Raw genomic sequence first — 23,507 nt, 5'->3', positions numbered from 1 at the left:
TGTATGGAGTGCGAATTCATTGGCGATGGTGCGGGTCGTTCACTTGGCACCTACCGCCATTCTACGAATTCTGTATATAAAACTCTGTTGGAGATTTTTCAAACAGGTGGGCAAGATAGGACACAGATCGTCTATGTTCTAGGTTGGCCGAAACTATATAGTGGCGATAGGCGGTCGATATCGGAGAGATTTAACACGGAGGTGGCTGACTATGAACTATGAGTGATAGGGTTCATTTCATTCCAGTCGGGTTCGATTTTGACCGCCTTATTCGTCCAATATCAAAGGGTGAGATGGAGGCTGACCGTGTCGTCCTACTCACCCACAAAGGCGAGCCCGACGATGACCCGACAGACCGGGCAGCGCAGCTTGCAAAGAATATGACTGGGAAACTGGAGCGAACATTCGAGCTGATCGATATCGAGGTCGAAATTGAGGCAGTCAATCTTGAGGAGATGTACGAGTACGAGACGCTCTATCCCAAAGCGCATGACTACATTCTGGAGGAAATCAAGAAGGGGAACGAAGTCTACGTCAATATCTCCTCCATGCCGCGGACGGTGTCGTTCGCGTTTGCGACAGCTGCTGACTCATTGATAGCTGAGAAACAAGAGGAGTTCGAGGACATTCGTGATCACGTACACACGTACTACGTGGCCCCCAAGGAGTATCTGGTCTTGGAAATGCTCGATGTGTTGGAAGATGCGGCCGAGGCCTTTGATGAACTGAAGGAGTACGAAGACCTTCGGGTACATCAGCACTATGAGGCGATCACCGACATACTAGATCGGGTCGATGAAAGTGGCGTGACAGAGGGTGCGCGGGAAGATTTAGATGGTGACGGGCATATGTTCGTTGAGTTTCCGTCATCTCCTGGTAGCAACGTGAAAGAGTTCGAGGAGCATGTTCTTCGATTTCTCAAGGGGAAGGGTACGTTCGAATCGACCTCAGAACTTGCGGAGGCGTTGGCCGAGGAGAATGGTGAAGAATATGGCGAATCATTCAGAAGTCGAGTTCAGTACAATGTGTCTAACCTAGATACAAAGGGGTACGTCACCCGAAGGGATAGCGGAAATAGACACGAGACGGAACTATCGACAATGGGGCGTATGTGGGTAGAAACGCACTAATTCTACTTTCCCTGATGATAGATATCTACGAGGAGAGTGCCTGACGACATGGCTGGGAGTTTCTGCGTAGCAAAGGTTGTGGCTGCGCGCGCAGCGTAGCGAGCACGGAGCGGAGGGTGGGGAGGTGGGGTCTGGGTCGGTCCGGCACGTAGTAAAAAAGAAGGCTGCGTACGCTGGCTACGCTTCCCACCACCGACCGCGCTCGGGGAAGTGAACCGTGGTCCAGCCGGTCAGAGCCACCGAGACGCGCCCGTTGTACCAGTTCTTCGCCGCTCCGTGAATACGAACGTGCTCGCCCTCCTCAATCCAGGGTTGGTCGCTCGCAACCCAACTGGTGAACTTCGTTTTTCCGCTCTCGTCTTCGATGAGCCCCACTTGAGAAATGGCTGAACTTGACGGTTCCCACAATTGCGTCACAGTTCCTTCGATGCTCACCTCTTTGCGATTGACGTCCTCGAGCATCCCGATGGGAACCACCTGTCCCGGCGCCGTCTGCAACTCCTTGAACACCCCAACGACTGCACTCGTCAGGTCTTTCCCACCGACTACGGCTTCACCCAACCGCCGACCAATCGCTGCTCGCGACCAGCCATCCAGCTTTTCGGCCAGCCGCATCGACTGCTTGTTCACCGCCGCCAACTGCTCCTGCGTGAGTTCTGCACGAGGATCGTCTCGCTCTGGGTCCGCCCACGGGTCCACGCTCGCCGCCCGCTTCTGGAACTCAGCACGCCGCTCAGCACTCCGCTTCGCCGCGATATCTCGCGTCCGCTTCTCCCGACCTTCTTGCGTCCCCAGCTCCGCCTGGGCACTGATGCGCTCCAGCTCAGCCTCCCTGGCCCGAATGCGCTCTTCCTGTTCGAGGGTCGCACCGTAGATCCGCTCTTCACTCGTATCGACCATCCCATCCGGGTGGTTCGCATCGACCTTTGCCTGCACCTCCATCTGCACCGTCGCCTGGAACTCCGGCGTCTCATCGACGACCTCGAAGCCGTCTTCATCGACCGCCGCTTCGTCCGCTTTTTCGAATGCCTGTTCATCGACCGAAACTACTTCACTGGTAACGTTCTTACTTGACATTGGATCTCACTGATCCGAAGGCGCTCAGCGCCCGACACCGCGATGCTGCTACATCGCGGTTTTCCGACGACAACGACCGACAGAACCATCTGCGCGCTCTCGCTCGCGCCTTCGCGAGCGCCCCCTGGGGCGCGAGCGAGAGCGCGCCCGAGGAGGCCACCCAACCAGCACCGCGCGCCGACCCGCCCGGAGCGAGCGGCCAGCGGGATATGCCCGTTCGTGTCCGGCCCGATATGCGGGTCCGTGTCCAGGGCGACTGTCGCCGAGAACGCGCGCCGTGGTGTGGCGCGCGACAGCGCAGGCGGCACCAAGCGCTGGAACGCGAAAGCCCGCAAGGGGCGCAACCGACGGGGATACCCGCTGGCGTCGAGGGCACATCTATTTTAGCCCGGAACGGGCGCGGGCGGTGCGGAGAGCGCCCGCACGCCCGGAATGGTCGGTCGCGAGCGACGCGGAGGGCGGCAGCGGCGAGCGGGGCGGGCCGTTACGTACCATCTGGCCAGCCGGCCGCGTCGCTCGGCGAACCATCTATCGTCCTGGTGGACTCAGAAAGGGCGAGGCCGCTTCGGCCGTCCCCCGACCCCGTAAGCACCGCAGGCACGAGGAGCGCAGCAGCGGTCGCGGGATGCCGAGCGGTCGAGGGCTTTTAGGAAACGATGACTGTCGTTGGTAGGCAGAACCCAGTGTAGCTTAGATTCGGTTGAGAACATTCGGTTCCAGCCCACTCTGACACAAATATCATATTCTTCGTCTTCACAGTTTCTGCGTAGACATGGCGTCGTATCCATCCGAGAATTCGCTTGTCGTGAATGCGACACACCAAATACTGACTCGTATTCGTGGGCCGTACAATCAGACAACCGCCATCGCACCAACACGGTATCAGGAACACCAGGCTGGTGGAGGATACGACGTCGAGCTCCCGTTAGCGATGCGACTTCTTTTCCAGTACAAAGCACCCAAGGCAGAGCCAAACAGGGGCGTTCGGTTCAAACTCGATACTCAGCAGATCACGACACTTGCAACCCGAGAGCCAGGTGAGGTCGCTTACTACGCATGTCCCGTCGTTGACTCTGACAACCAATTATCCGATGCGCTGACGGAGTGCTATTTTATCGATGTGCAGGCGATCGAGGCTGGCTCATCTCAACTCTATATTCCAACCGATTACCCCAATTCGCCTGTCCAGGCAAAATTCAAGGACCCCTCCGACCAGTCCGGGTGGATTGGTGATCCAGTGAACTACTACGAAATCCCCCATTCAGCTGTCAAAATGTGGGACGACCTAAGAACTGGCATCGAGTCACGGAACATTGGTATGGTCATCCGCGAGAGCGGATCGACAACGGACTCCTACGACGATTTCGTGGACCGGTTACAGGACCTCTGGGCGCTCCATGATGATACTCGTGGCCAGGCACGAACTGACGGTGGCGAGCCGAATGAGAATGACCACCAGCGAATTGAGCGACTCGTCTCGTTTGCGCGCTCACAACATCGTCGGCTATTCGAAGAATCTGACGTAGCAGTACCCAATATCGAACGGCATGAACGTCATCTACGAGAGACCCTCGAAGGCTATCAAACTGTCCGACGGCCCGATGTTCACGGAATCGGGCGAGCCCAAGAACTTATCGCCCAATCTGGGAGCACAGATAGAAATCGAGCACTCAAACTCGGGAATCAGCCCTGAATCTATTCGTCGACCGAGCAGTGGTTCTTATTCGTCAGATATCGCTCTACAGAACGGTGACCCCATTACAACCGGCCATCCACCGAGGGTAATCCCCTCAGGGCGTAACAACGACATCCCCTCTGCTCGGAACTCTCGTTCCTTCTCGAATCCGATTGTCCCACCCTTGATACGGTAGGATAGTCGGGCAGTACGCTCGACTGCTTCGTGCATCTGTTCGCTGGCCTCTGTTTTTTGACTTTCATACACGTTCTTCGCAGCTAAGATATCTGCATCACCAGTTCGGTCATGATTGACGGGTATCACCTCCTCTAACGGACGGTCTTCACCGCGCAGGCTTACAGCCTCCACTTCGGTTGTCACAAGTGGAATTGGGCCATCTGATTCTACTAGTTCTTCTAACGCGGGCCAGGACAGAACCGGATTTTCCATCAACACGCCGGCTTGTGTGTCATAGACGGTTTCGTAGCCCTCTCCATCCTCGTCACTATTTTTGAATCCCCGTAATACCGTCCAGAAGATGCCGTACCGTATTGGTGCAAGTATCACGAAGCACGGTCGATGGATACCCAGTTCTGTTCCATGACGCTCCTCAAGCGTCTTCTGAAGCGTCTGCGACAGTTTCCACGAAGATGGGAGGTCTTCTCGAAGGTCTTCGATTCCGCTCCCATACCATGAGAAGTCCTGACATTGCGCGGAATAGTAGAGACGACCGGGATCCGTATCGAGATCAAGCTTGTCCGCGGCGCGAGTCAGTCGGTTGAGGATTTGATCCGCTGATTCGTACCCCTCAGTGGGGAGATCGACACGAACTCCTTCATCTCCATAGATTGGGTCGTACGTGGCCGGTGCGTGATAGGGAACAATGCTTCCATAGCCGCCAAGTGATGTCGGTCTCCTCTCGAGTTCGCTTGGGTCCATGTCTGTCCTAACCGATTCTATCGGTTTGTGTATAGTTTTTGGAAGCTCAATGAGCGCAGAAGTGCAGTTTAGCGTTGATACAGGTTGGTGTATGCTCGTTCGAACACCGCTTGTGCATCGCCAGTTTCAACGATCTCTGAAAGATCGTCTTGATCAAGCACGAGGATGTCGAGGTCTTGAATGCGCATATCTCTAAGCAATCCATCAGCGTTCCGGCCACTCTGAGAATCTGACACACCCTCCCAAGAGACCAGAATTGCCCCTTTACTATTCGGAGAAGTCATCTTAGCCTTCCCGTAGACAGAATAGATCTCATCAACTCCAACGGACTCGTTCCAGTTCTTACACTCGACATTAATTGGCGCTCCCAGCTGAGTCCAGGGATGATGCTCTTCCTCATTTTGCAGTTGGAGATCGATCTCTTCCGTACTAGTTCGGTTATTTGGCGTCATCACGTGCGTATCCGGTACAGCCTTCTCAAAGATGAATGCCATCAGTTCCTCCAACCGATCTCCTTTGGACTCAGTAGTTTCAGCCTCTTGTGCCGCTACGAACCGACGTTCGATCTCATCGCGAATCTCTTCCTCCGTCGCGAAGTCAGCGAACGAACGTGGATAGCCGGCCGAAATGGGCGAGAGCCGCTCTGCTTGGAGGTTAATATACATCATTTCAACACCATCCTGTTCCCCAAGCTCGCTAACACTGGTGCTCTCAAGCTCGCGATCATATAACAACAGGAGTGAGTGATCGAGATCGCCAATCTGCTCAATTAATTCCTCGAGAGTTCCCCGATCCCGGTCTTCGGGGCGCATTGCGCGGACAAGGTATTTGTCGTCTCCGCGAGCCACAATTAAGTCGAAATCAATGTTGAGCTCGTCCCGTACCCCCTCGGTTGTATTGCGATACATCTGAATGGTGTAGCCTGCACTTCGAAGTGTCCGCGTGATCGTGATATCGGGTGTGAAATTTCCGAGGTCAATTCCTTCGAGATACTGAATCGGATCTGACTCAACTTCGTCCGGAGCAGCCGATACTAACGAGTTAGCGAGCTTCAGCACAAAAGATGCATTTCGGAGGGTCATACCTGATCCGAACGGGTCAACTTCCGTCCTAGAGATTGTTGGCTTTCCTATTGCGTGGGCAACTCCCTGAACGAGGACGAGCGCATTGGCAATCCAAACCGGATTGTTCATCCGGAAATTTAGATCGTCAATCTCTGGCCGTGAAATGAACTCAGGCACATAAATAAGATCACGTACATCAGCTTCACAGTAGAGATCAAACTCACTGAAGTCGTACTCATCTGGGGCTTTGAGTAGGCAGAGATCGCGCAGTGTGTTGAGCGAACGCCTAACAAGCGGCTGTATCCGTGATTCGTCGAAGAGGCTGTGTTTCGTCAGGCCATCTTTGGCACCTGCGAACGCATACGCTGCTTCCTCATATCGCCCGTTCCGTAGTTCTTGCATACCGAGATTCAGCAGCCACGCATGACCCCCTCGCCACCCTGCATCTTGGATTGCTGGTACGAGGAATTCAAGTACATAGTCGAGATAATCATCATGGAAAAAATTGGGCTCAGAGTGTCCCTCAGGAATCGCCGCTTCTATGTCTTCCTCGACATCGAATGAAGTCTCTGGTAGCTCACTCCAAGATCTATCTTGAACATTCGCAACGTCGCTAATTAGGTCTGAATATGGGAGCGGGTCGGGATTTTCGTCTAGTCCCGAAGGAGAAAAATCGGGGATTTCGAATCTGATCTCAAGATCAGCTGCTATGAATTGGGAAATATGTTCGGCATCTTCTTCCAGTATACGAAAGGCGAAGCTTTCAGACCTAACTGAGACGTTTTCTTCAATGGCTGGTCGCCGGTCGTAGTACTCATCGATGACAGCAACGATCGCTTCTCTGGCTTCGTCAGGGAGTTTCCAGATTCCGTCAGTTCGATCTCCTCTATGAAAGCGCTCGTCATCCTCTAAGCGAACGATATCGAAATCAAGTCGACCGGCGACAAGCTTCTCCGAGAACTGAAAGCCCGGAGGAAGTGAATTTGATTCAGACGCCATTGAATAATGCTCTCCAGTCAGGCCAGTTAATTCTTGACGAGCCACGCGCACTAGGGCGGCAGTCGGGTTCCAGTCTGTCTGGTGGTTACGGCACCAATGTCGTTTCAACTAGGAAGTATGTGAACCGTCTATCACCGTTGAAGTGACAAACTCCTCATTGCGACGAACAGCCGGTATCGGCGATGTAGAGCTCACTTACGGTCGGAGTTGTCGACATCGAACGATGCTTCAAATTCCTCGATGTCGTAGTACTCGTGGACGACGGGGCGGAGCGCCTGCAGGATCATCTCTGCAGCCAGCGGCGAGATATCGAGGTCCTCAGCCATCAGCCGGTGGGTCACCTCGCCGCGTTCGCGGGCGACAGCGTAGGTCAGTGCCGTTGCGAGGCCGGCAACGCCGTGACGGTCGACGTAGGTGTCGATATCGTCGTTGGTTTCGGCACGACCGACCGCGTCGATGAGCGCTGGCGTGATCGTGTACTCACGGTCACCGGCGGCCGTCGTCACGGTCAGGTCGATCTCGCAGGCGGCGTACCGCCGAGGCTGCTCGTCGTGGGTGACCTCGACGACGCCGACGTCGACGAGTCGATTGACGTTGCTGTAGGCCGTCCCCTGCCCGAGCTCGAGGTCGGCTATCACGTCCTGGACGGTCGCCTCGTGTTCGTGAACGAGGTACGTGTACAGTTGGGCGAGCTGCGGCTCCTCGAGGAGATCCGCGACCGAGAGGAAGTCACGGATGATGTCGCCATCAGTACGATTCGAGGTACGTGACACGGGTCGTTCCTAATTACCGTTTCCAGCGAAACAGTAGAGAGTGTTTGGGTCACTCCGCCGGCGCCGCGACAAGGTGATCCTCGAGGTCGCGCGTCCAGTAGGTAGCTGGCCCACCGGGACTACACCGGGCACAGAGTTGGAGCGGGCCTTCTAGGTGGCCGAGTTCCACTCGGAACCGCGTCAGCGCCGCGCTCGTGTCGACGACGAGGCCACACCCGTCGCAGGTGTGGTGATCGCGCTCATCGGGATTCGGCTGCGTCTGGGTAGCGCAGCCGACACAGATCGGGTGGGTGACCCGCTCGTCCTGGCCCCAGGTGTGCGCCTCCCCAGTCTCGGTGCCAGGCGGGGCGTCGCAGAAGGCACAGCCAACGAGGGTTTGCTGCATCACTCGTCCTCCTCGCCGGCGTCGCTGGCGGCCGTCCAGCCCTGGTGGAAGACAGCCAACTGCGTGGCTGAATCGAACACACTACTACTCGGCTCGTGAACGAGAACGCGGTCCTCGGGAACCGGAGTGACGACGTCCGCGTCGACGAGATCGTTGACCACGCTGCGGGCCATCGTGTCGTCGATGTCCGCCGTGTCGACCCTGGCGGCGTCGCGGTCCTGGGCGAGCAACTCTTTCTCGAACTGTTCGTAGTCGGCACTCGTGTCGTCGTTCGGATCGGGATCAGCCATAGTGAGTCACGCCGCGCACGCTGTCGCGCGCTGCACGCCTTCTGGCGCCGATAAACACTCCACGCGAGACCGTAGCCCTTACTAGCTCCAGAGGGTCGCGATCCGGTCTTCGATCTCATCGAGGACGAGCGCAACGACGTCACGATGGTCGTCTGGCCACGCTGCGTCCTCGCCGGGCGTCGGGGTGGTGGGCGGGGGATGGAAATGGTCCCGTGTATTGTGCGGATTCGGGTGCCGGTCCCACCGGCACTCCCAGGTATGGTCCGCGTGCTGCTCTCGATAGTGGAGTTTGAAGTCGTCGTTCGTGTACCAACGGACCGTCAACTGCGCCTCGTCGACGGCTGTCGGGTAGTACGACGGGGCAAAGACGACGTGGAGTTCCAGATGGCCGCTTGTATCCGTGACGATCGCTCGGGAGACCTGCCTCGTCGCTTGGAGTCGTGTCTGGAGGAACTCGAGGATTGGACGATCGATGGGGGCAGGGCTCTCGCCATCGCCTGTCGGTGGCGCCATCGAGCGAGCTACCCGGACGCCTGTTCGCGCTCGCCACCCGTGCGTTGCTGGCGCGCGCGTTCGTAGCGGTCACGCTCCTCGCGGGCGGTCGCCCAGTCGGCGAGGTCGCTGTACACGTCGTCGATGGTCTGCTCGTCGCTGCCCTCCGCAGCGGCGACGGCGTCGACGGCGGCCGGTGACGCGGCGTCGTACGTCGCCTTGTACTCGGTAATGCGCGTCGTCAGCTCACGAACCCGATCCTGCAGGTCCTCGACGGACTGGTCGGCTGCGAGCTGGTTGATGCGTCGCCACTCAAAATACGCGTCATTCCGTTCGTAGGTGGCCGGATGGCTATCGTGCCGGGTGACGATTCCCAAATCGTCGAACCAGCCTAGGTACTTCCGGGCGGTCTTGGGGTCACAGTCGGCGATGTCGGCGATCGCGCTCGCCGTCGTCGGCTCGCGGGTTTGCAGGATGGTGCCATAGATGCGTTGTTCGACGTCATCGCTGCTGAACGCGTCCTCGAAGGGGGGAGTCCCATCGGTGGCGTCTGTTTCGGACATACTCGGAATTGCAGGGCGAAGGATATAGTTCTTACTTCAGGGAATAGTTTCCTGACTTGGATGGGCTGGGATACACAGGTTGACAATTCCTTAACCAACATCGGGTAATTCGATTGTCCAAGTGTTGGTTAAAACATCACTCCTGAAATCGGAGCTCTCGAGCTGGTTTCACGCAGAAGCTGTCTTGACCACCGTCAACGTCATTCTGACCTACCTCACCGCCCAGTGACGACTGGTGTGTGAGTCGGCTGACCAGCTCGTCACGAACCGTTTCACGACTGACTGTCGTTTCGTGCTGGCCGAGCCGCTCGTCGAAATACCGCTTCTGGAACCGTTGGCCGACGTCGTCGGTGGCGATGTACTGTGTCCGCTTCACTCCCGCAACGCTGGTCGAAACGATCTCGGCTCCGACGTCTTCGTGGGTGAGTTCAACGAGCGCGCACTCGACGAGTGAGACGACGGCAGTCGGACTTCTGTTGTGGGGGATCGTCAGTTCGAGATCTGTCCACGGTTCGTCGCTCGGTTGCTCAGTTTGCTCAGCGTGAAGTCGTGATCGCTGTTGCTCGTGTTCTGAAGACATGGTTGTTGAGTGGGCGCTTACGACAGCCCCTCGCCCCTCTCGGGGGAGACAAACTCCACCGCGAATCGAATCACTATCTATTGGGTGAACTCTGATATATCGGCTATAGACGATCGTCGTTTGATGGCCCTTCGGCCCGAGAGAGCCAGCGGCGTTTGCACCGTTGTACCCTAGCCTTCCTTTGGACAAATCTGGAGGTGCAAAGGGCGTCGAAACAGGCTTAAATCAGACAAGAGGGACGTCGAGCAGTTCTAAGGCGGTAGTAATGTCCTTGACGAACTTCAAGATACGGTTGTCTGGAATAATTGTGCTTGACGGGGTGGTGAGACCCTCGAATTCGAGAGAAGCGGCGTCATATTCTGAGCGAAACCAGACAACAGCGAATTACAGTAATTGACTGCAATTCGTTACGACTCGTCGAGGACTTGACCATTTCGGTCGAAAGCAGACGATACAGGGCCTGAAAAGTGCATGACGGGGATCTTGACTTCTTCGAACCACACCTCCTATGAAAATATAGCAATTGTGGTGGTTTCCTCACGGATGACAAGACGTGACGACTAATAGACCGGTCTAAAACGACAGCCAATCTTCCTCAAGATTTTCATTCGAGACGAAACCTTCTGCGTTAGGAAACAGTGGGCCCGAGCCACTCCCAGTATCGAAGCCCGGCAGACCTACCATTTCTTCTCGTGATTCCGCAAACCCATCCAGCCCGAATACCTCCTCACTGAATCCTGGATCTACTTCCGATTTCTCGATCGACACACTGGGCACCTGATCGAACGCTCCAAAGCTGGGTTCTGCCTGTTCAACAGTTCCGAACGCTGATTCCTCGCGCTCGGCGAGTCCTGCACCGAAGTCGCTCATTCCAAAGGGATCGGCGTCCCACTGCGGCGGCTCCCACCGTGGCGGTGAATAATCCAGTCCGACGCCGGCTGTCGATCCTCCGACTGACCTCGAATCTTGCGTACGGATTGCTTCTTGCGTGGGTGGATCCCTTCTGTGGGAGGGCCGGTCCTCGTAGAATTCTCTGCCGGTCGCAGTCTTGTTTTTCCAGCCGCCGAAGCCGGTCACGTCAGCGGGCGGTCGGTGATGATTTTCTGGTTCGTGGTTGGGTGATTGTGGCCGCCTTTCGGTTGATTGGTTCATCCCGCTGAAGGCCGTTAGTGGGTCGGCGGTCCGATTCGTATACTGATACAACTCATCGTGCTGTGTCTCTTGCGAATCGTGGGTAGCCTGTTTTCGTCTTGGATGGGCTTCGTTCACCCGTTGATGAGTATGTCTGTCTGTTACCGTTAACGTCTCCGTATTGTCATTTGTGGTCGTAGCACCTTTCTCGGGTGGAGTAGGTCCAAGCAACGCTTTGAGCATTGCTGAGATTTTTATTTCGACCGGGCTTCGGACGAGTTCCTGGCTCACGGCGCTGGGGCCGATATCAACCTCAATAAGATCCGGAATTGGGTCGAGACCGATGAATTCCGGTCCAAAATCGACATCGACGTAACTAAACTTCGTATCGACTTGGAGGAACTTGAACTCGTTACTCGAATCGACTGGCTTGAAATACGTGTTATCGGTTCCGGAGGATGGACCTCGTCCCTTCGAAACCATTGATGTGGCGTTTTTATTCCGAAAGGTCGACGTGCTTGCCCTATCCCTCACACCTGAAGTCTTGGCATACGAAGTTGTTCGCTCAATAGTCTGGGAATCAACTGGAAGACGCTGTGATCTTTTCGCCGTGGTCGACGGCAGTTCCGGATCCTCGGAAGGACGTGATTCTACCTGTTCCGAGTCTTTTCCAATCGCTGGGTCTGGCTTTTGAGTAGCTGATTCTGTGAAATGGGCTGTTTGCTCTGAACCAGTCTTATCTGTCGTTGATTCCGCCTTGGAGTCGGAATGCGTGCTCGGAGATGGTGTTGGGTAGGAGGAAGGCTTTGTACGACGGGAAGACGGTGTTATCGATGTATATACAATCAACATTATCCCAGCGACGATACCTCCGCTCGCGTACCAGAGTCCAGGAGGAGATCGGAAGCCGTCAACGAGCAAGAGGGCAGCCCCGCTGAGGGCCACAAGCAGAACACCGAGACGGCTTGAAACTGCCATTTGGTTATAACACGCCAAATTTACTTAAATATCTGGTCCTGACACCGGTATTCTACGCGCAGTTCGAAGAATGGAATTTCATGGAATACAGCTTCTACGACATTCAACAGAGCTTATAGCTTCAGATCTGACTTTTATAGTTTATTGAACTCCATTGTAATCGATGGGAGAAAAGTGCGGAATACCGAGGATTCGTTCAGCCTCCGAGTTCAAAGAACACCGTTACTGCGACTGGAATCGAATCTACATCTCAGCAAAAGTTCAGTAGTCTGGAATGGTTGGCCACCATATATCATCCTCATGGTCGGCACGTATTCTCTGTGTGTCAAATTCGTCTGCTTCTTTCAAAATATCAATCTGATTTTCCAGATCTGCAATTCGGTCGGAGCGTTCATCAGATGAGAGGGCGAATCCATCCAACAGCTTCTCGAAGGCCTGTGTATCGGCCTTGTCCCAATATTCAAAGTAGATATCAAAATACGCGTCAAGTAATGTTTTCGCGGCTACGACATCTATTGGCCGAATCTCTACCCCCGGCCCCTCATGCACCATCCTGTTACGGAGTTCATCGAGCCTGTCCATTGCGTCCAACAGGCGTGACCTTTCGAACCGGAGTCCTCCCTTCCGTGTCTCAGGATTACCTAAATCTGAGCCACTGACTGACCAGAGAATTTGTCGTGCTCGGGTGACAAGCTCTTCGTTACTTAACTGCTCGCTCACGTCTAAGACCTCAATCCCGCGCCAGAATGCGAAAAACGCGTCATTCGCGTTGGCTGTGCTCGACCCTTTCTGATATGAAGTGGCTGCTGCGAATAGCCTCTCTTGAGCTTCGGTAAGTGAATCAAGCGATGGCAATTGGGGAAGAGAGCTATAGGCATCCAATGCTGAGCTGCGACCTCCTTGTTTAGTTATTGACTCTCGTTTGATCGTCAGCTGAGCATGTTCATCGCGAGTTTCTGCTGCCGTATTCGAGTACACCAGCATGCCCGCCGGCAGCCGCAGTCCTGGGGCTGATCTTTGAGTCGGCTCGCCATCTGTTGTCCATCTCAGTCGTCTCCATCGTAGCATTAGTTGATTTAGAATTCCGTAGAAATAACGGAGAACAGTTGTTGCGCGTTGATACGCAAACGCATTGTCTCTAGCATCAATCTGAAGCTGCCAGTACTCCCCGTCGTACTCACGAAACAGGTTAGCCGCCTCTGTGTAGGATTCTGACGTACCGCGAGCCGAATATGATTCCAACCCGGATTCCAGCTCAGCGTGGTCAGCTGGTTGCAACTCGTGACCTAGCACGGCTACCGGTTCGTTCAGCGCATCGGCACAACTCTGCTGAAGCGGAAAAATAATCCGATACGTGTATTCATCACGGTGGACGATAGACCGGAAAAATTCAGCCTTGTAATCCTTGAATGCCTCTACCTCCGACTGGTTAGATGTCGCCGCCTGCTCAATTGCATCGCAAAGCAGAGGGACGAATCCACGACGGAGCGTCTCAAGTGAATGCCGTTTTGCTTGAGGGTCCACACCAAGCCCTTCTGTGATGAGTCGTTCGACATCGTAGTCAAACGAGGAATCTTCCGCAATTTGAACATGAGGCTCATCTGGAATAGGAACATAGTGAATTTTCTCCAAAACTGGGTTCAAATATTCGTCATCGACCATATCAGTACAGGAAAAACGACGCGTAATAGAATCAATGGTTGTTATCCTACCATTGATAGAATCCAACCAACCTTGGAAACCTACAAGGAGTGCACAAAACGCAAAAACATCTCTCTATGGTTTCGGCCTTTCGGGATCTATTGCTCTGCAAGGTTTGTGCTCTGTGTTCAGCACGGCCTCAACGAACAGTAAGCGCCTGAGATTCTCAACAGGGCCGCTTTGATCAAACCTATTGGTTCCCAGCAAAGCTAGAACTCCTCTCCCGTAGATCCAGCCTCATCCAGACGATCGTACATCTCATCCGGGAAGGGGAGACTCCCCCAGATCGAGTATGGACACTCATCCTGTCCGATGCAGTACCGCTGCATATCGTCGTTGTCGCAGTTCATCGGAAGCGGGGTGTCGCCTCCAATCGTGTTCGAGAACTCGTAGCGAATCTGGTAGTCGGTGACCTGTTCATCGTACCACGGCCACCGCGAGAAGACGTCCTTGAGATCTGTGACAATGGTCTCGAGGTCGCTGTCCTGATACTGTGGCAGCCACATCACCATCCGGGCGAAGTTGTACAGGTCCTTTCGGACTGGTTTCTTCTTGTGGAGGCGTTCGGCCATGTTCGCCATGCAGGGGAGTTCAAACAGGTCCTCGATTGATTCGATGGTGAGGGGCTGGACGCCACGCGTAGATTCCTGAATCCGATAGCGGTTCGTATTTTCGTGCTGTCGGATAGTGAGGCTCCGGTGGTCGCGCTGGGATGCGAGAAGATTTCCGAGACTCCGTGGACTCGAGATGCGATTACACACGTCTCGCTTCCAGCCCGCTTCCGGATCGTACGCCTCCACTGCTTCAAACAGCTCCTTCGCTGAGTAGAAATTCCCCAGCGTAGCGACTTCGTCTGGAGCGTCTCGAATCGCGTCCCGAAGCACACGGATAGTCCGTTCACCAGGGTTCCAGTCTCGCCAGATCCGTTCGTGGTGTCCCGTCTCGATGAAGCGGTCGATGCGGTCTGTGATGGCCGACTCATTCGTCGTTAGCCACGTGAGCTGGTCTTCGGAGAGGTTCTCCTCCTGGACTCGCAGGAGCTTCTTGAACGCGCGTCTGGCGTACTCGCGATACTTCGTATCGAAATCACCGACCGGCACGTAGAGACGGTTGTCCTTAACGTGAGTGAGCAGTTCTCCGGCCTCTCCTGTCTCGGTGTCGGCGTGGACGAGGCACTTCCTCGATGCTGCAGCCATTGGGATTTCGAGATACAATCCCTCACCGAACTCGGGCATCTCCTTGATCCCTGTACAAACGCGGCCGGGGTGCGGGCCGTCCTCTCCGGGACCTTTCGCGTACAGTACCTCTGCGATATCCTGTTGGAGACTTCCATTACCGAATTCTCGAAGGAGGGAAGCGAGATTGTTGACGTACAACTCTCGAATATCGTAGAGGACCTGTACCTTTCGCGGCGGAGCGTGTTCGAACTTGGGATGCGCCTTGACGCAGATCGCGCTCAACGTCGCGAGGACGGCGAGTGTTCCCGGTTCGTCGACGAACGGTTCCTCCGCAGCGTTTGTCCTGATATCTTCTTTGAACGCCGCCGTCCCGAACCGCTCGAGGTCGTTCAACAGATCTTCTGGTTGGTCTTCGCCGTCGACGATGTAGCGATTGTAGCCCCGAGTGAACAGCTGGTTGATGCGTGTCGTGCCGTATTCGAGCGGGAGCGTCGCAACGCGGTAGGCAGTACGCTCGTCCTCGACAGGGGTCGATTGACTCACGACTGGATGACCTCCGGTGTCGCAGACCGAACGTCGAAGCTCGGGCTCTCTATCGGCGTGACGATACTGCAGACGTCAGCGTGCAACGAGTAGGGGAGCCGGGCGACTCGACGACGGTCGGCGGTAACCACTGGGTCGATGGGAATCTCGTAGGTGTCTTGCAGAAGGTCGTTCAGCACTTCTCGACTCTTGGCGTCATATCGATGAGCAGGATCGGTATCGAGAAGATAGACGTGAACGCCCTGGCCGCTGTACACCACCATTGTCTCTTCGGCGTTGAAGTCATCCTCGAAAATATTTCGCACCTCGAAACCGTAGTCAATGGCCCGTTCGATATCAGCGAAAGAATACGGGTAGCCTGCTGGATCCGCTTCGAGAACTCCCACAGCATCGAGCAGTTCCTCGCTGTCTCCCGAAACATCCCCGTCCGATACCGTTCGAGTTGCTCGTTCTCGGGCTATCGTTTTCGCGTCGATATCGACGAGGAGCACCCACGGCCGTTCCCAATGATCGAGGGCGTAGTACACTGCATCGGGATGTGGATCTGGTTTGTCAAGCAGGTCGGGATCTGCGAGCGCGAAGTCACTCCGTCCGAGCGGATCATTCCGTGCTGGGTAGCGGATGAACTCGAGGATATCGTCGAAGTCGTGGAATGCTGCTGAGGTCCGCTCTCCGGAGGTGTTCGTTTGCCAGGTGTCTCGTCGGATGAAGTCCTTATCCGGGACTCCGTCTTTCCGTACCGGGTGGGGTTCTCGAAACGCGAGTGCGTACTGTTTCGGCCCTTCCGCTGTGATGAACGACGGGAGTTCGTCGACGTACGAGGGGAACTCCTCCGTGTAGTACCGGTAAATCTCCTCGCGCGTAGCTTGGCGCCAGCTCATGGATTGAACTCCTCATCGAGCTTGTTGAAGCTCCGAATCGTCGTCATCCCTTCTGCGTCGAACGATTCGACGGCTTCCCGGATATCCGAGAATCGACGGGCTGCACGCCCACTCACACTGCTTTCTATCCGGTCGGCCTCTGCGAGTCGATCCAGCACCTCGACAGCTGTCTCGCGTCTGTTGAACGCCCAGACAACGTTTGCGTCCACCGCACTCTGCTTGTCATAGTCGTCAACCGGCGCGTGTTTGTTGTTACTCGGGAGTTCCGCTTCACCGACCCACACGAGTTCTCCGTCAGCGTCGAAGGCGGCGACGTCGAACACCGTCTCCTCGTCGTATTCGTAGTAGGGTTCGACCTGTACGACCTCGTCGCGCGCTTCTAACCACAGCTCGAGTAGCTTCACACCGACCTTATGCGGCGTTTTCTCGCCGATATCTCCTTGACCAGGGCCGACCTTGAGCTTCTGGCCAAGCAGTTCACGCCCTGCCGGGAGGACGGTGTAGTACTTCCGACTGCAGGCTCGCCCTTCTTCCAGCAGGTCCTGGTCGATGAGCCGCTGCACGTCCAGGTCATCAAAGTCGTCCTTGAACGCACTCATTGAATCCATGAGTCCATGATTCGATGCGTCCCTGTTCATCACGTCGAGGACGCGAGTCAAGAACCGGATGTCGTCGTGAGTGAGTCCGCGCCGTCGGAGTTCGTCATCCGAGACGGTCACACCACCTGCCTGTACTGGCGACGATCCGTTTTCGTCGACGGGATTCGTCTCCTCTTCTGTGGCCGACTCTTCTGACTCTACGGATCCCATATTTCCAAACAGGGAATTAATGGTGTCCGCGTCTTTCTCCCTCTCTTCGTCGGCTGCTGAACCACTGGTTGCCTGTCCGATGAACGATGATTGCGTCGAGTCCACAGGGTTCGCGGAGCCTGCAGATGCAGACTGTCCAACGTTCGGTCTACTCCCCCATCCCTCATCGTCGGTTGTCTCCGATTCGCTTGGGGCCTCAGCAAGTCCGTACTGGGTCTGTGTACGCTCCGACAGCCGTAGAAGAGCCACGGACTCGAAGTGGTCCTCCTGTTCGACAGAGAGCGGCTCGTCGCTTTCTGGATGGCCCGCTGCTATCGGGAGCGGCTTCACCGAGAACGGAGCAGGCCCTGTCTTCCCAAACGAGGGGCTCGGGAGTTGAGCAATCCACTCTCCGCTGGGGAGCGTGTTTACTCGATTTCGGAGGTCAGTCGGACTCAGGTCTTCGTGGGCCAACGACTCGGCGAGGTCGCGCTCGATAGAGATGTTCCCAATGAGCTTCGTCTTGATGTTGTTGAGGACCTCGTCGTAGGCGCGCTCGTTTCGATTTCGAACTTGGCCGGGGAACTGCATCACAAGTCCCATGCTCAGGCCGAATGACCGTCCCTGTGGAAGCAGTTGTTCGGAGACGAGTTTTGTCGAGGCCACGGGGGCGGCCTCCTCGATGATGAGATTGGTGAGGTTCTCGTAGTCTGTCTTTCCATCACGCCGGCGCACCTGGACGGCGTCCCAGAGGTTACTCAACAGGAGGAGTGTGATTGCCCGTTGTGCCTCGGGACGCAGATCGCCCAAGTCGAACAGAACCGTGGCGTCTTCGTCGAGGAACTCACGGAAGTCGAAGCGATTGTCGACGTACTCGCCGGCGTCGTTCTGCTCGGGAACGTGACTGAAGATCCGTCGCAGGTGCGCGTCCTCTCTGAGTTTGTCCAGACGGTTTCCGACGGCGTCCATCGACACCTGGAACCGGTGGTCGTCCTTCGCAAAGTGCCGCGTGAGTGACTCCTCGACGTTCCTGTTGTCCGCCGATACCGGTGGGACAGTTCGCTCTCGTTGCATCCGGAGAGCTGCCGCGAAAAGGTCGTCCAGACCGAAGACATCGCTCCCGTACTCCTCGTCGAAGAGTGCCTTGATGAGGTAGCTGAGGATCTCGTTCGCGACAAATGCCTGGCCGTACTGCTCGCGGCCCATAATCATCCGCAGGATGTCGTGGAAGTGGTCGACCTTGTCCTGAATCGCGTCCTCGCGGTTCCGCCCGACTTCGAGAGCAGGACGGATATCGAAGAAGGAGAACGCTGGGACAGTCTCTGGGACACGGAACTGGTAGACGTCGTCCAATCCATTGAAACGTTCGTAGTGGCAGCGAAGGTAGTTCGCACACATCCCATCGCCTTTCGGATCGACGATCACGACGGGTCCGCCGGTCGTCTCGCGGAGCGAGAGCGCGTCGTTGACGATCGCTTTCGATTTCCCGCCGCCAGTCGATGCGAACCGACCGTAGTGCGTCGTCAGCAAATCCGGCGGAACCCGGATCGGGTCCGGTCGCGGCTCGCCGTTCTCGTCGAGCGCGTAGCCGATAGCCATGCCCTCTTGGAACTGCTGAACCAAATCTGGATTGGGCCACGGGAGCGGGTTCCGGCTCTGCTGCTCAGCTCGAGTTCCTCGCGTCCCCTCAACGGTGAGTTGCTCGGACGAAGGGACGAGCAAGAAGTTCGCGAGTTCCGTCCCACTGAGGACGAAATCCGGTCGGGTCTTGCCTCGGCCAGTCGTAATCTCTCGATCTAGCAACTGTCGGAGGGCTGTCTGGGCGTTCTTCTCCTTCGTCTTTTCACGAAAACCGTCTGCCCGGAGTCGTTTTCCTTTGACTTCGTAATAGGGCCCGTCCACTGGGTCAAACACAGGGCGAAGTGAGTCCATCTGGGCCGCGAGTTCGTCGCGAGCCTCATCCCCTGTCGGAACGCCGACTGCTCGGATGTTAGCAGTGAACGACCGCTTGGGATTCTTCGCGTCGATATACTCAATGCGTTTTTCGACTGACTCCCTGAGCTGCTTCTCGTCGTGATCGCTCCGCTGGTCTTCGACCTCGAGGAAGGATCCAACGACTTCCTGGAAGAAGGTATCCCGCCCGTCGACGAGGTCCTCTTTTCGGACCTCAGCGTCGGACTGCCAGCTCGCCCGTCGCTGGAACACAACCTGAAACGCCACAGGTGAAGCCGCCTCCATCAAGTGGTCGACGAGTGACGCGAGCGTCGCGCCGGGCTGGTCGACAGCCACTAAGGCGTCGTCGCCATCGCCAGAGGCGAAGGGCGTCAATGACGTCATCCAGTCGTTCTTCCGGGTGGTCGAACCGGACCAGCGCACGCCAACTGGCGAGATTGCGTCGATGGTTGGCCGAGCGAGTATCGTTCCCTCGTCCGTCTCGGTTGGCTTTTCGAGCGTCGTCAGTGGCTGCTCGTCCGGTATTTCGCTCGGTGGTGCCAGCTCAAGGGCGGTATCACCAACCTCAACGAAGTGACCAGCAGATGACTCGACCGCTGCGCCGCCATCTGCAAAGGGGGATGCTTCGGCCGCTGGTGTCTGGTCTTGGCTACGGTCTTCATCGACAAGCTCGTGCTGTTCGTCAGGACCAAACTCGTACTGTAGTTGCCCCACCTTGTAGTGTTCGAGGAACTCTGCTCGTGTGAATTCGACTGGCTGGATGAGCCGAGAGGCGACGTCGACGTCGACGCGTTCGATATCGAATGTCTCGGGATAGATCGAACGGAGCCGTTTTTCGAGTGTGTCGAGATGCCCGTCGGCGCCGTAAAAGAACTCGACAGGGTCGTCTGCTCCCTCACTCAGTGCGAGAAACTCGAATCGGAGCGGTGTGTCACTGTGGAGTGGGTTCAGCTTCTGTGCGAGTCCCGTTGACTCCGTGGTAGTCAGTTTATGTAGGCTTTCGAGGACTCGAGGAATTCCCTCGGGATCCAGGCCTTCGGATGTGGGCGTGACTCGGAGATACTCACGCATCGTCCTCTCCCTCCATCGACCCGCCGTCAGGTTTGGCAGAAACGGTTTCCGACTCTTTCGACTGTCCGTTCGTCGCCTGCTCTTCCAGCTTCTCTCGGAACTCCTGGACGTCCGTATCAACTGCGCCTTCACCAGCGCCGGGAAGTGAGGATCGCCGTTGCTCGGTCGGGTCGAAGTCGATGACTTGCTTCTCCTTGGGCATTGCCTCGACCTTGATGCCGCGCCACTCGCCGTCGACGCCGACGAGCGCCTCAGAGAACCCAGCGTCCTCGTTGCCGGGGACCGCGTCCTGCACGTAGCGCATCTGGGCGTAGTTCAACCCGAACTCGTCGGCCCACTGGTCGTCCATTCCATCCAGGCGGTGGAACTGCTTGACGGCACACTGGTCAAGAATGGCTTCGGACTCGGCGTGCTCGAAGAACTCGTCGACGGTCTGGGTAACGAGACGAATCGAGAGATCGTGGTGACGGTGATGTCGGAATACCGTCTCGAGGAACGCTAGACTCGCAGCGTCCTGCATGATGTACCGCGCCTCGTCAATGACGAACACGACCTCCTTGTCCGTCTCTTTCGCCCGCTCGTAGACGAGCGAGATGAGCAACTGCATCGTCAGTGCCGTGCTGCTGTCGACGCTGCCCTCCTGTTGTGCGAGATCGAGGTAGATGACTTTCTCGTCGCGAATGTCGAACTCTGAGGACTTCCCGAGATTAGCGTGGCGACCCTCCTCCTCGAAGGGACGAAGCTGGTCCAGAAGCCACGTCGCGTCCTCGCGAATCTTCCCGGCCTCCTCGTCGGAACGAACGACGAACTCATCGGGGTCGTCGACCATGTCCTCGAAGACGTCCATCATATCCCGGATGGTCGGGCTGGGGTTGCTGTGCGTCGAGATATCGTCGGTGATGTCGTTGCGCTTGTAGGCACGCTTGAGACCGAGTTCGAGCGTCGTCCGACGGTCGCCGAGCGAGATACCCCGCAGTGCGAAGAAGTTCGTCAGGAAGCTCATCGCGTCGTCGAGCTTCTCGTTGAACGGGCTCGCATCCTCACCCATCGCCCGCTGGACGTGGTCGGGTGTCTGGCGGATCTCCAGAGGATTCAGACCGAGCGTCCCACCGACGGTGATGCGTTTCGCACCGAGTGCTTCGGAGACGCCTGCCCAGTTGTTGAGCGGTTCGAGGATGATGCCAATTCGGTCCTTACTCTGCTCGATAGAGCGGATGAAGTTCTGCTTCGATCCGAACGACTTCCCAGACCCAGTATCGCCGACGGTGAACATCGCATACCCGTTGTCACGGGCGAACGGGTCGATGACGACGGGACTCTGGTTGTCCTTGTGGATACCGAACTCGACTCCGCCTTCCTCGAGAATCGTTGCGTTGTGCGGGGAGGAGAGTAACGCTCCGACGGCACCCCCAAGGGCGATCGACTCGCGACCGAATTCGTTGTCGCCAATGGGTGCGGCGGACTGGAGGGCAAGGTCTTGCCGACAAATCGCGGTCTTCGGCGTGAGGTTCGCTGGGTCGTCGCGGAGGGCGCTCTTGACCTTCTGGACTGAGTCCCTGAGGTCCTCCTTGTCGTCGGCGCGAACCGTGACGAACATCCCCTGGTCGAAGACGTTCGCTCCGCTCTCGACGGCCTTGTAGGTCGCAGCGGCCTCGTTTGCTCGCTCTTGGAGGTACGCACTGCGGACACTCTGTTCAAGATCGGCGTCGACCTGGAGGTCGTCAGCGATGTCCTGTAGTTCGTTCCGCGCTCGCTGCTGGTTCTTCGGGGTGATGTGCGCTGTGAGGTCGAACTCGACGTCGGTCAACTCGAAGAGATCGCTCAGATACCCGTCGTTCGGGTAATCGGCGTAGTCCGCGATGTACAGCGTCGTCGTCCACTGCTCGCCGACGCGTGCGGATCGTGTCTCCCACTCGATGGCTGCTGGCGCAGTCACCGTTTTGTGGGACTCAGAGATGTCGTCGAGGAGCTGGCCTTCCGCGTGACCCTCTTCGAGCGTCTCCTCGTCGAGGACGTCCGAGAAATCGACTTCGGGTTCGTCGTCGGCGGTGTGCCAGTCCCAGAGGAGTTTCCCGACGACGCCGAGGACTACAACCAACAGAAGGTAAATCGCCGCACCCTCGGGTGACGTTGGGTTCCGTAGCCACTCTGTGAGTTGGGTGAAGGTCCCGCCACCCGCCTGCAGGACAACGTTACGCATTGGTCTCATCCTCCCGGCGCGAGTGGCCGATGATCGGTTGCTCGCGAACAACACGCTCTGCCTCGTCGTAGTCGTGCTCGCGACCGTTCCAGAAGTCCATATTCAGAACGAACAGTTCGACCGTACTGAGCCGGCGAGCAGACCACCCGGACGCCTGCTGGATGAACTCGGCGCGAACGTCGTTGACGCGGCTGTCCAGCTTCTCAAACATCTGGGCGCGGCGCTCGACATCTGTGAGGTCCTCACGACGAGTCACGAATGGGTTGAACAGGAACCCAATGACAGGGAACTGCGTCAGTTTCTCGGCGGGTGTCCCTTCGTCTCGGTATCTATCGTAGACTTCGAGTGGCGTGACCTCGACGCCGATGTAGTAGCGCACCTGTTGGATGCCCCGGTCACGCATCTCTTTGGGACGCGTCTCGCGGTACTCCTCGAGGAGTTCCCGGAAGATCGGGTTCTGTTTGACGTCCTCGTCGTTGAGCCGCTCCTCGATCGTCTCGGTGATTTGCTCTACCGGAAATGACCGGGTTGTCGCGTGGAGTTTGAGCTTCGAATCAAGTTCCTTGTTGGCGAACTCTTCGCCCGCCTCCTGGAGCTGGGCCCAGTCGTCAGACATGGCGAAGTCCATGTTCCCCGGATCGATCTCGATGAATGCTTCCATCGTTCCATCCGCACGTTGAATCGCTCCAGCACCGGGCCATGCTCGCTTGACGTTCGTGAGGTCCTGCGTTCGCTCGTCCGGCTTGAACGGCGTGTAGTTCGCGAGACCGCCTTCATTCCGCTCTGTCTCGTTCGTGTCACTCTTGGGCTCCTCTGGGGCACTGAACGTAACTCGCGGTCGCTTGGCGTAGCGATAGACGTCCTTCGTCCACGTCCACGCGTTCAGGTGGTCGGGAGAGACGTAGATGATGGCAACGCCAAACCCGAATCCTCCTGCTACGAACGGGAGGGCGAGTGACTCGATACCAGTGAGGCCAGCGATGAACAGGCCCATGATCGGGAAGGCGATGAGCACACCGACGTCCCCCTCCTCGATGTTGAGGTAGGGGATGCGACTCTCTTCGCCGAACTGGTCCATGATGCGCCGTGCGGCTGCGTCTTGATCCATCGACATTG

The 23,507-nt window shown here is 56.7% G+C and carries 17 protein-coding genes; 1 reads left to right on the top strand and 16 read right to left on the bottom strand.

Annotation, left to right across the window (positions count from 1 at the left end; translation table 11 throughout):
* Positions 1 to 218: 218 nt before the first annotated feature.
* A complete protein-coding gene (locus NGM06_RS22945; RefSeq protein ID WP_254270894.1) occupies positions 219 to 1,130 on the top strand; it encodes an HFX_2341 family transcriptional regulator domain-containing protein in 912 nt (303 codons plus the stop codon).
* Between the two features lie 177 nt (positions 1,131 to 1,307).
* Here the strand turns inward: NGM06_RS22945 and NGM06_RS22940 are convergent, their stop codons facing one another.
* The 16 genes from NGM06_RS22940 to NGM06_RS22865 all read right to left on the bottom strand — a co-directional run bounded on the left by NGM06_RS22940 (position 1,308) and on the right by NGM06_RS22865 (position 23,505).
* Positions 1,308 to 2,207 carry a replication factor A gene (locus tag NGM06_RS22940; protein ID WP_254270893.1) on the bottom strand — a complete coding sequence of 300 codons (900 nt, stop codon included), beginning with the start codon at positions 2,205 to 2,207 and terminating at the stop codon, positions 1,308 to 1,310.
* Between the two features lie 1,720 nt (positions 2,208 to 3,927).
* A complete protein-coding gene (locus NGM06_RS22935; protein ID WP_254270892.1) occupies positions 3,928 to 4,821 on the bottom strand; it encodes a hypothetical protein in 894 nt (297 codons plus the stop codon).
* Positions 4,822 to 4,889: 68 nt separating this feature from the next.
* Positions 4,890 to 6,884: a hypothetical protein gene (locus NGM06_RS22930; protein WP_254270891.1), complete on the bottom strand. Its 1,995-nt coding sequence runs from the start codon at positions 6,882 to 6,884 to the stop codon at positions 4,890 to 4,892.
* Positions 6,885 to 7,075: 191 nt separating this feature from the next.
* Positions 7,076 to 7,657, bottom strand: a complete 582-nt coding sequence (locus NGM06_RS22925; protein ID WP_254270890.1) for a DUF7437 domain-containing protein — start codon at positions 7,655 to 7,657, stop codon at positions 7,076 to 7,078.
* Positions 7,658 to 7,706: 49 nt separating this feature from the next.
* Complete coding sequence (locus NGM06_RS22920; RefSeq protein ID WP_254270889.1) at positions 7,707 to 8,042, bottom strand: DUF7558 family protein; 336 nt, start codon at positions 8,040 to 8,042, stop codon at positions 7,707 to 7,709.
* Positions 8,042 to 8,332 carry a DUF8069 family protein gene (locus NGM06_RS22915; RefSeq protein WP_254270888.1) on the bottom strand — a complete coding sequence of 97 codons (291 nt, stop codon included), beginning with the start codon at positions 8,330 to 8,332 and terminating at the stop codon, positions 8,042 to 8,044. Before NGM06_RS22915 ends, NGM06_RS22920 begins: the two co-directional genes overlap by 1 nt.
* Before the next feature lie 81 nt (positions 8,333 to 8,413).
* Positions 8,414 to 8,845: a toxin-antitoxin system TumE family protein gene (locus NGM06_RS22910; RefSeq protein WP_254270887.1), complete on the bottom strand. Its 432-nt coding sequence runs from the start codon at positions 8,843 to 8,845 to the stop codon at positions 8,414 to 8,416.
* An 8-nt stretch (positions 8,846 to 8,853) separates the two neighbouring features.
* Positions 8,854 to 9,387: a DUF7342 family protein gene (locus NGM06_RS22905; RefSeq protein WP_254270886.1), complete on the bottom strand. Its 534-nt coding sequence runs from the start codon at positions 9,385 to 9,387 to the stop codon at positions 8,854 to 8,856.
* A gap of 136 nt (positions 9,388 to 9,523) precedes the next feature.
* Positions 9,524 to 9,967, bottom strand: coding sequence for a DUF8030 family protein (locus tag NGM06_RS22900; RefSeq protein WP_254270885.1), 444 nt, complete (start codon positions 9,965 to 9,967; stop codon positions 9,524 to 9,526).
* A 573-nt stretch (positions 9,968 to 10,540) separates the two neighbouring features.
* Positions 10,541 to 12,076 carry a hypothetical protein gene (locus NGM06_RS22895; protein ID WP_254270884.1) on the bottom strand — a complete coding sequence of 512 codons (1,536 nt, stop codon included), beginning with the start codon at positions 12,074 to 12,076 and terminating at the stop codon, positions 10,541 to 10,543.
* Positions 12,077 to 12,337: 261 nt separating this feature from the next.
* Positions 12,338 to 13,738, bottom strand: a complete 1,401-nt coding sequence (locus NGM06_RS22890) for a hypothetical protein (protein ID WP_254270883.1) — start codon at positions 13,736 to 13,738, stop codon at positions 12,338 to 12,340.
* A gap of 248 nt (positions 13,739 to 13,986) precedes the next feature.
* Entirely contained in the window at positions 13,987 to 15,498 is a 1,512-nt protein-coding gene (locus NGM06_RS22885) for a primase-associated protein (protein WP_254270882.1), read from the bottom strand.
* Positions 15,495 to 16,379: a bifunctional DNA primase/polymerase gene (locus NGM06_RS22880; RefSeq protein WP_254270881.1), complete on the bottom strand. Its 885-nt coding sequence runs from the start codon at positions 16,377 to 16,379 to the stop codon at positions 15,495 to 15,497. Before NGM06_RS22880 ends, NGM06_RS22885 begins: the two co-directional genes overlap by 4 nt.
* On the bottom strand, positions 16,376 to 20,191 hold the full coding sequence (locus tag NGM06_RS22875) for an ATP-binding protein (protein ID WP_254270880.1): 3,816 nt from the start codon (positions 20,189 to 20,191) through the stop codon (positions 16,376 to 16,378). Before NGM06_RS22875 ends, NGM06_RS22880 begins: the two co-directional genes overlap by 4 nt.
* Positions 20,184 to 22,391, bottom strand: a complete 2,208-nt coding sequence (locus tag NGM06_RS22870) for a VirB4 family type IV secretion system protein (protein ID WP_254270879.1) — start codon at positions 22,389 to 22,391, stop codon at positions 20,184 to 20,186. The genes NGM06_RS22875 and NGM06_RS22870 overlap by 8 nt, the downstream gene beginning before the upstream one ends.
* The gene (locus NGM06_RS22865; protein WP_254270878.1) at positions 22,384 to 23,505 is read right to left on the bottom strand and encodes a TraC-like domain-containing protein; all 1,122 of its coding nucleotides are present in this window, start codon (positions 23,503 to 23,505) and stop codon (positions 22,384 to 22,386) included. The genes NGM06_RS22870 and NGM06_RS22865 overlap by 8 nt, the downstream gene beginning before the upstream one ends.
* Positions 23,506 to 23,507: the final 2 nt, after the last annotated feature.

The sequence above is a fragment of the Halorussus aquaticus genome (assembly GCF_024218795.1).
GTDB lineage: Archaea > Halobacteriota > Halobacteria > Halobacteriales > Haladaptataceae > Halorussus > Halorussus aquaticus.
Note: the sequence above shows the minus strand (reverse complement) of the source record. Positions and strands in the feature narration are given on the sequence as shown.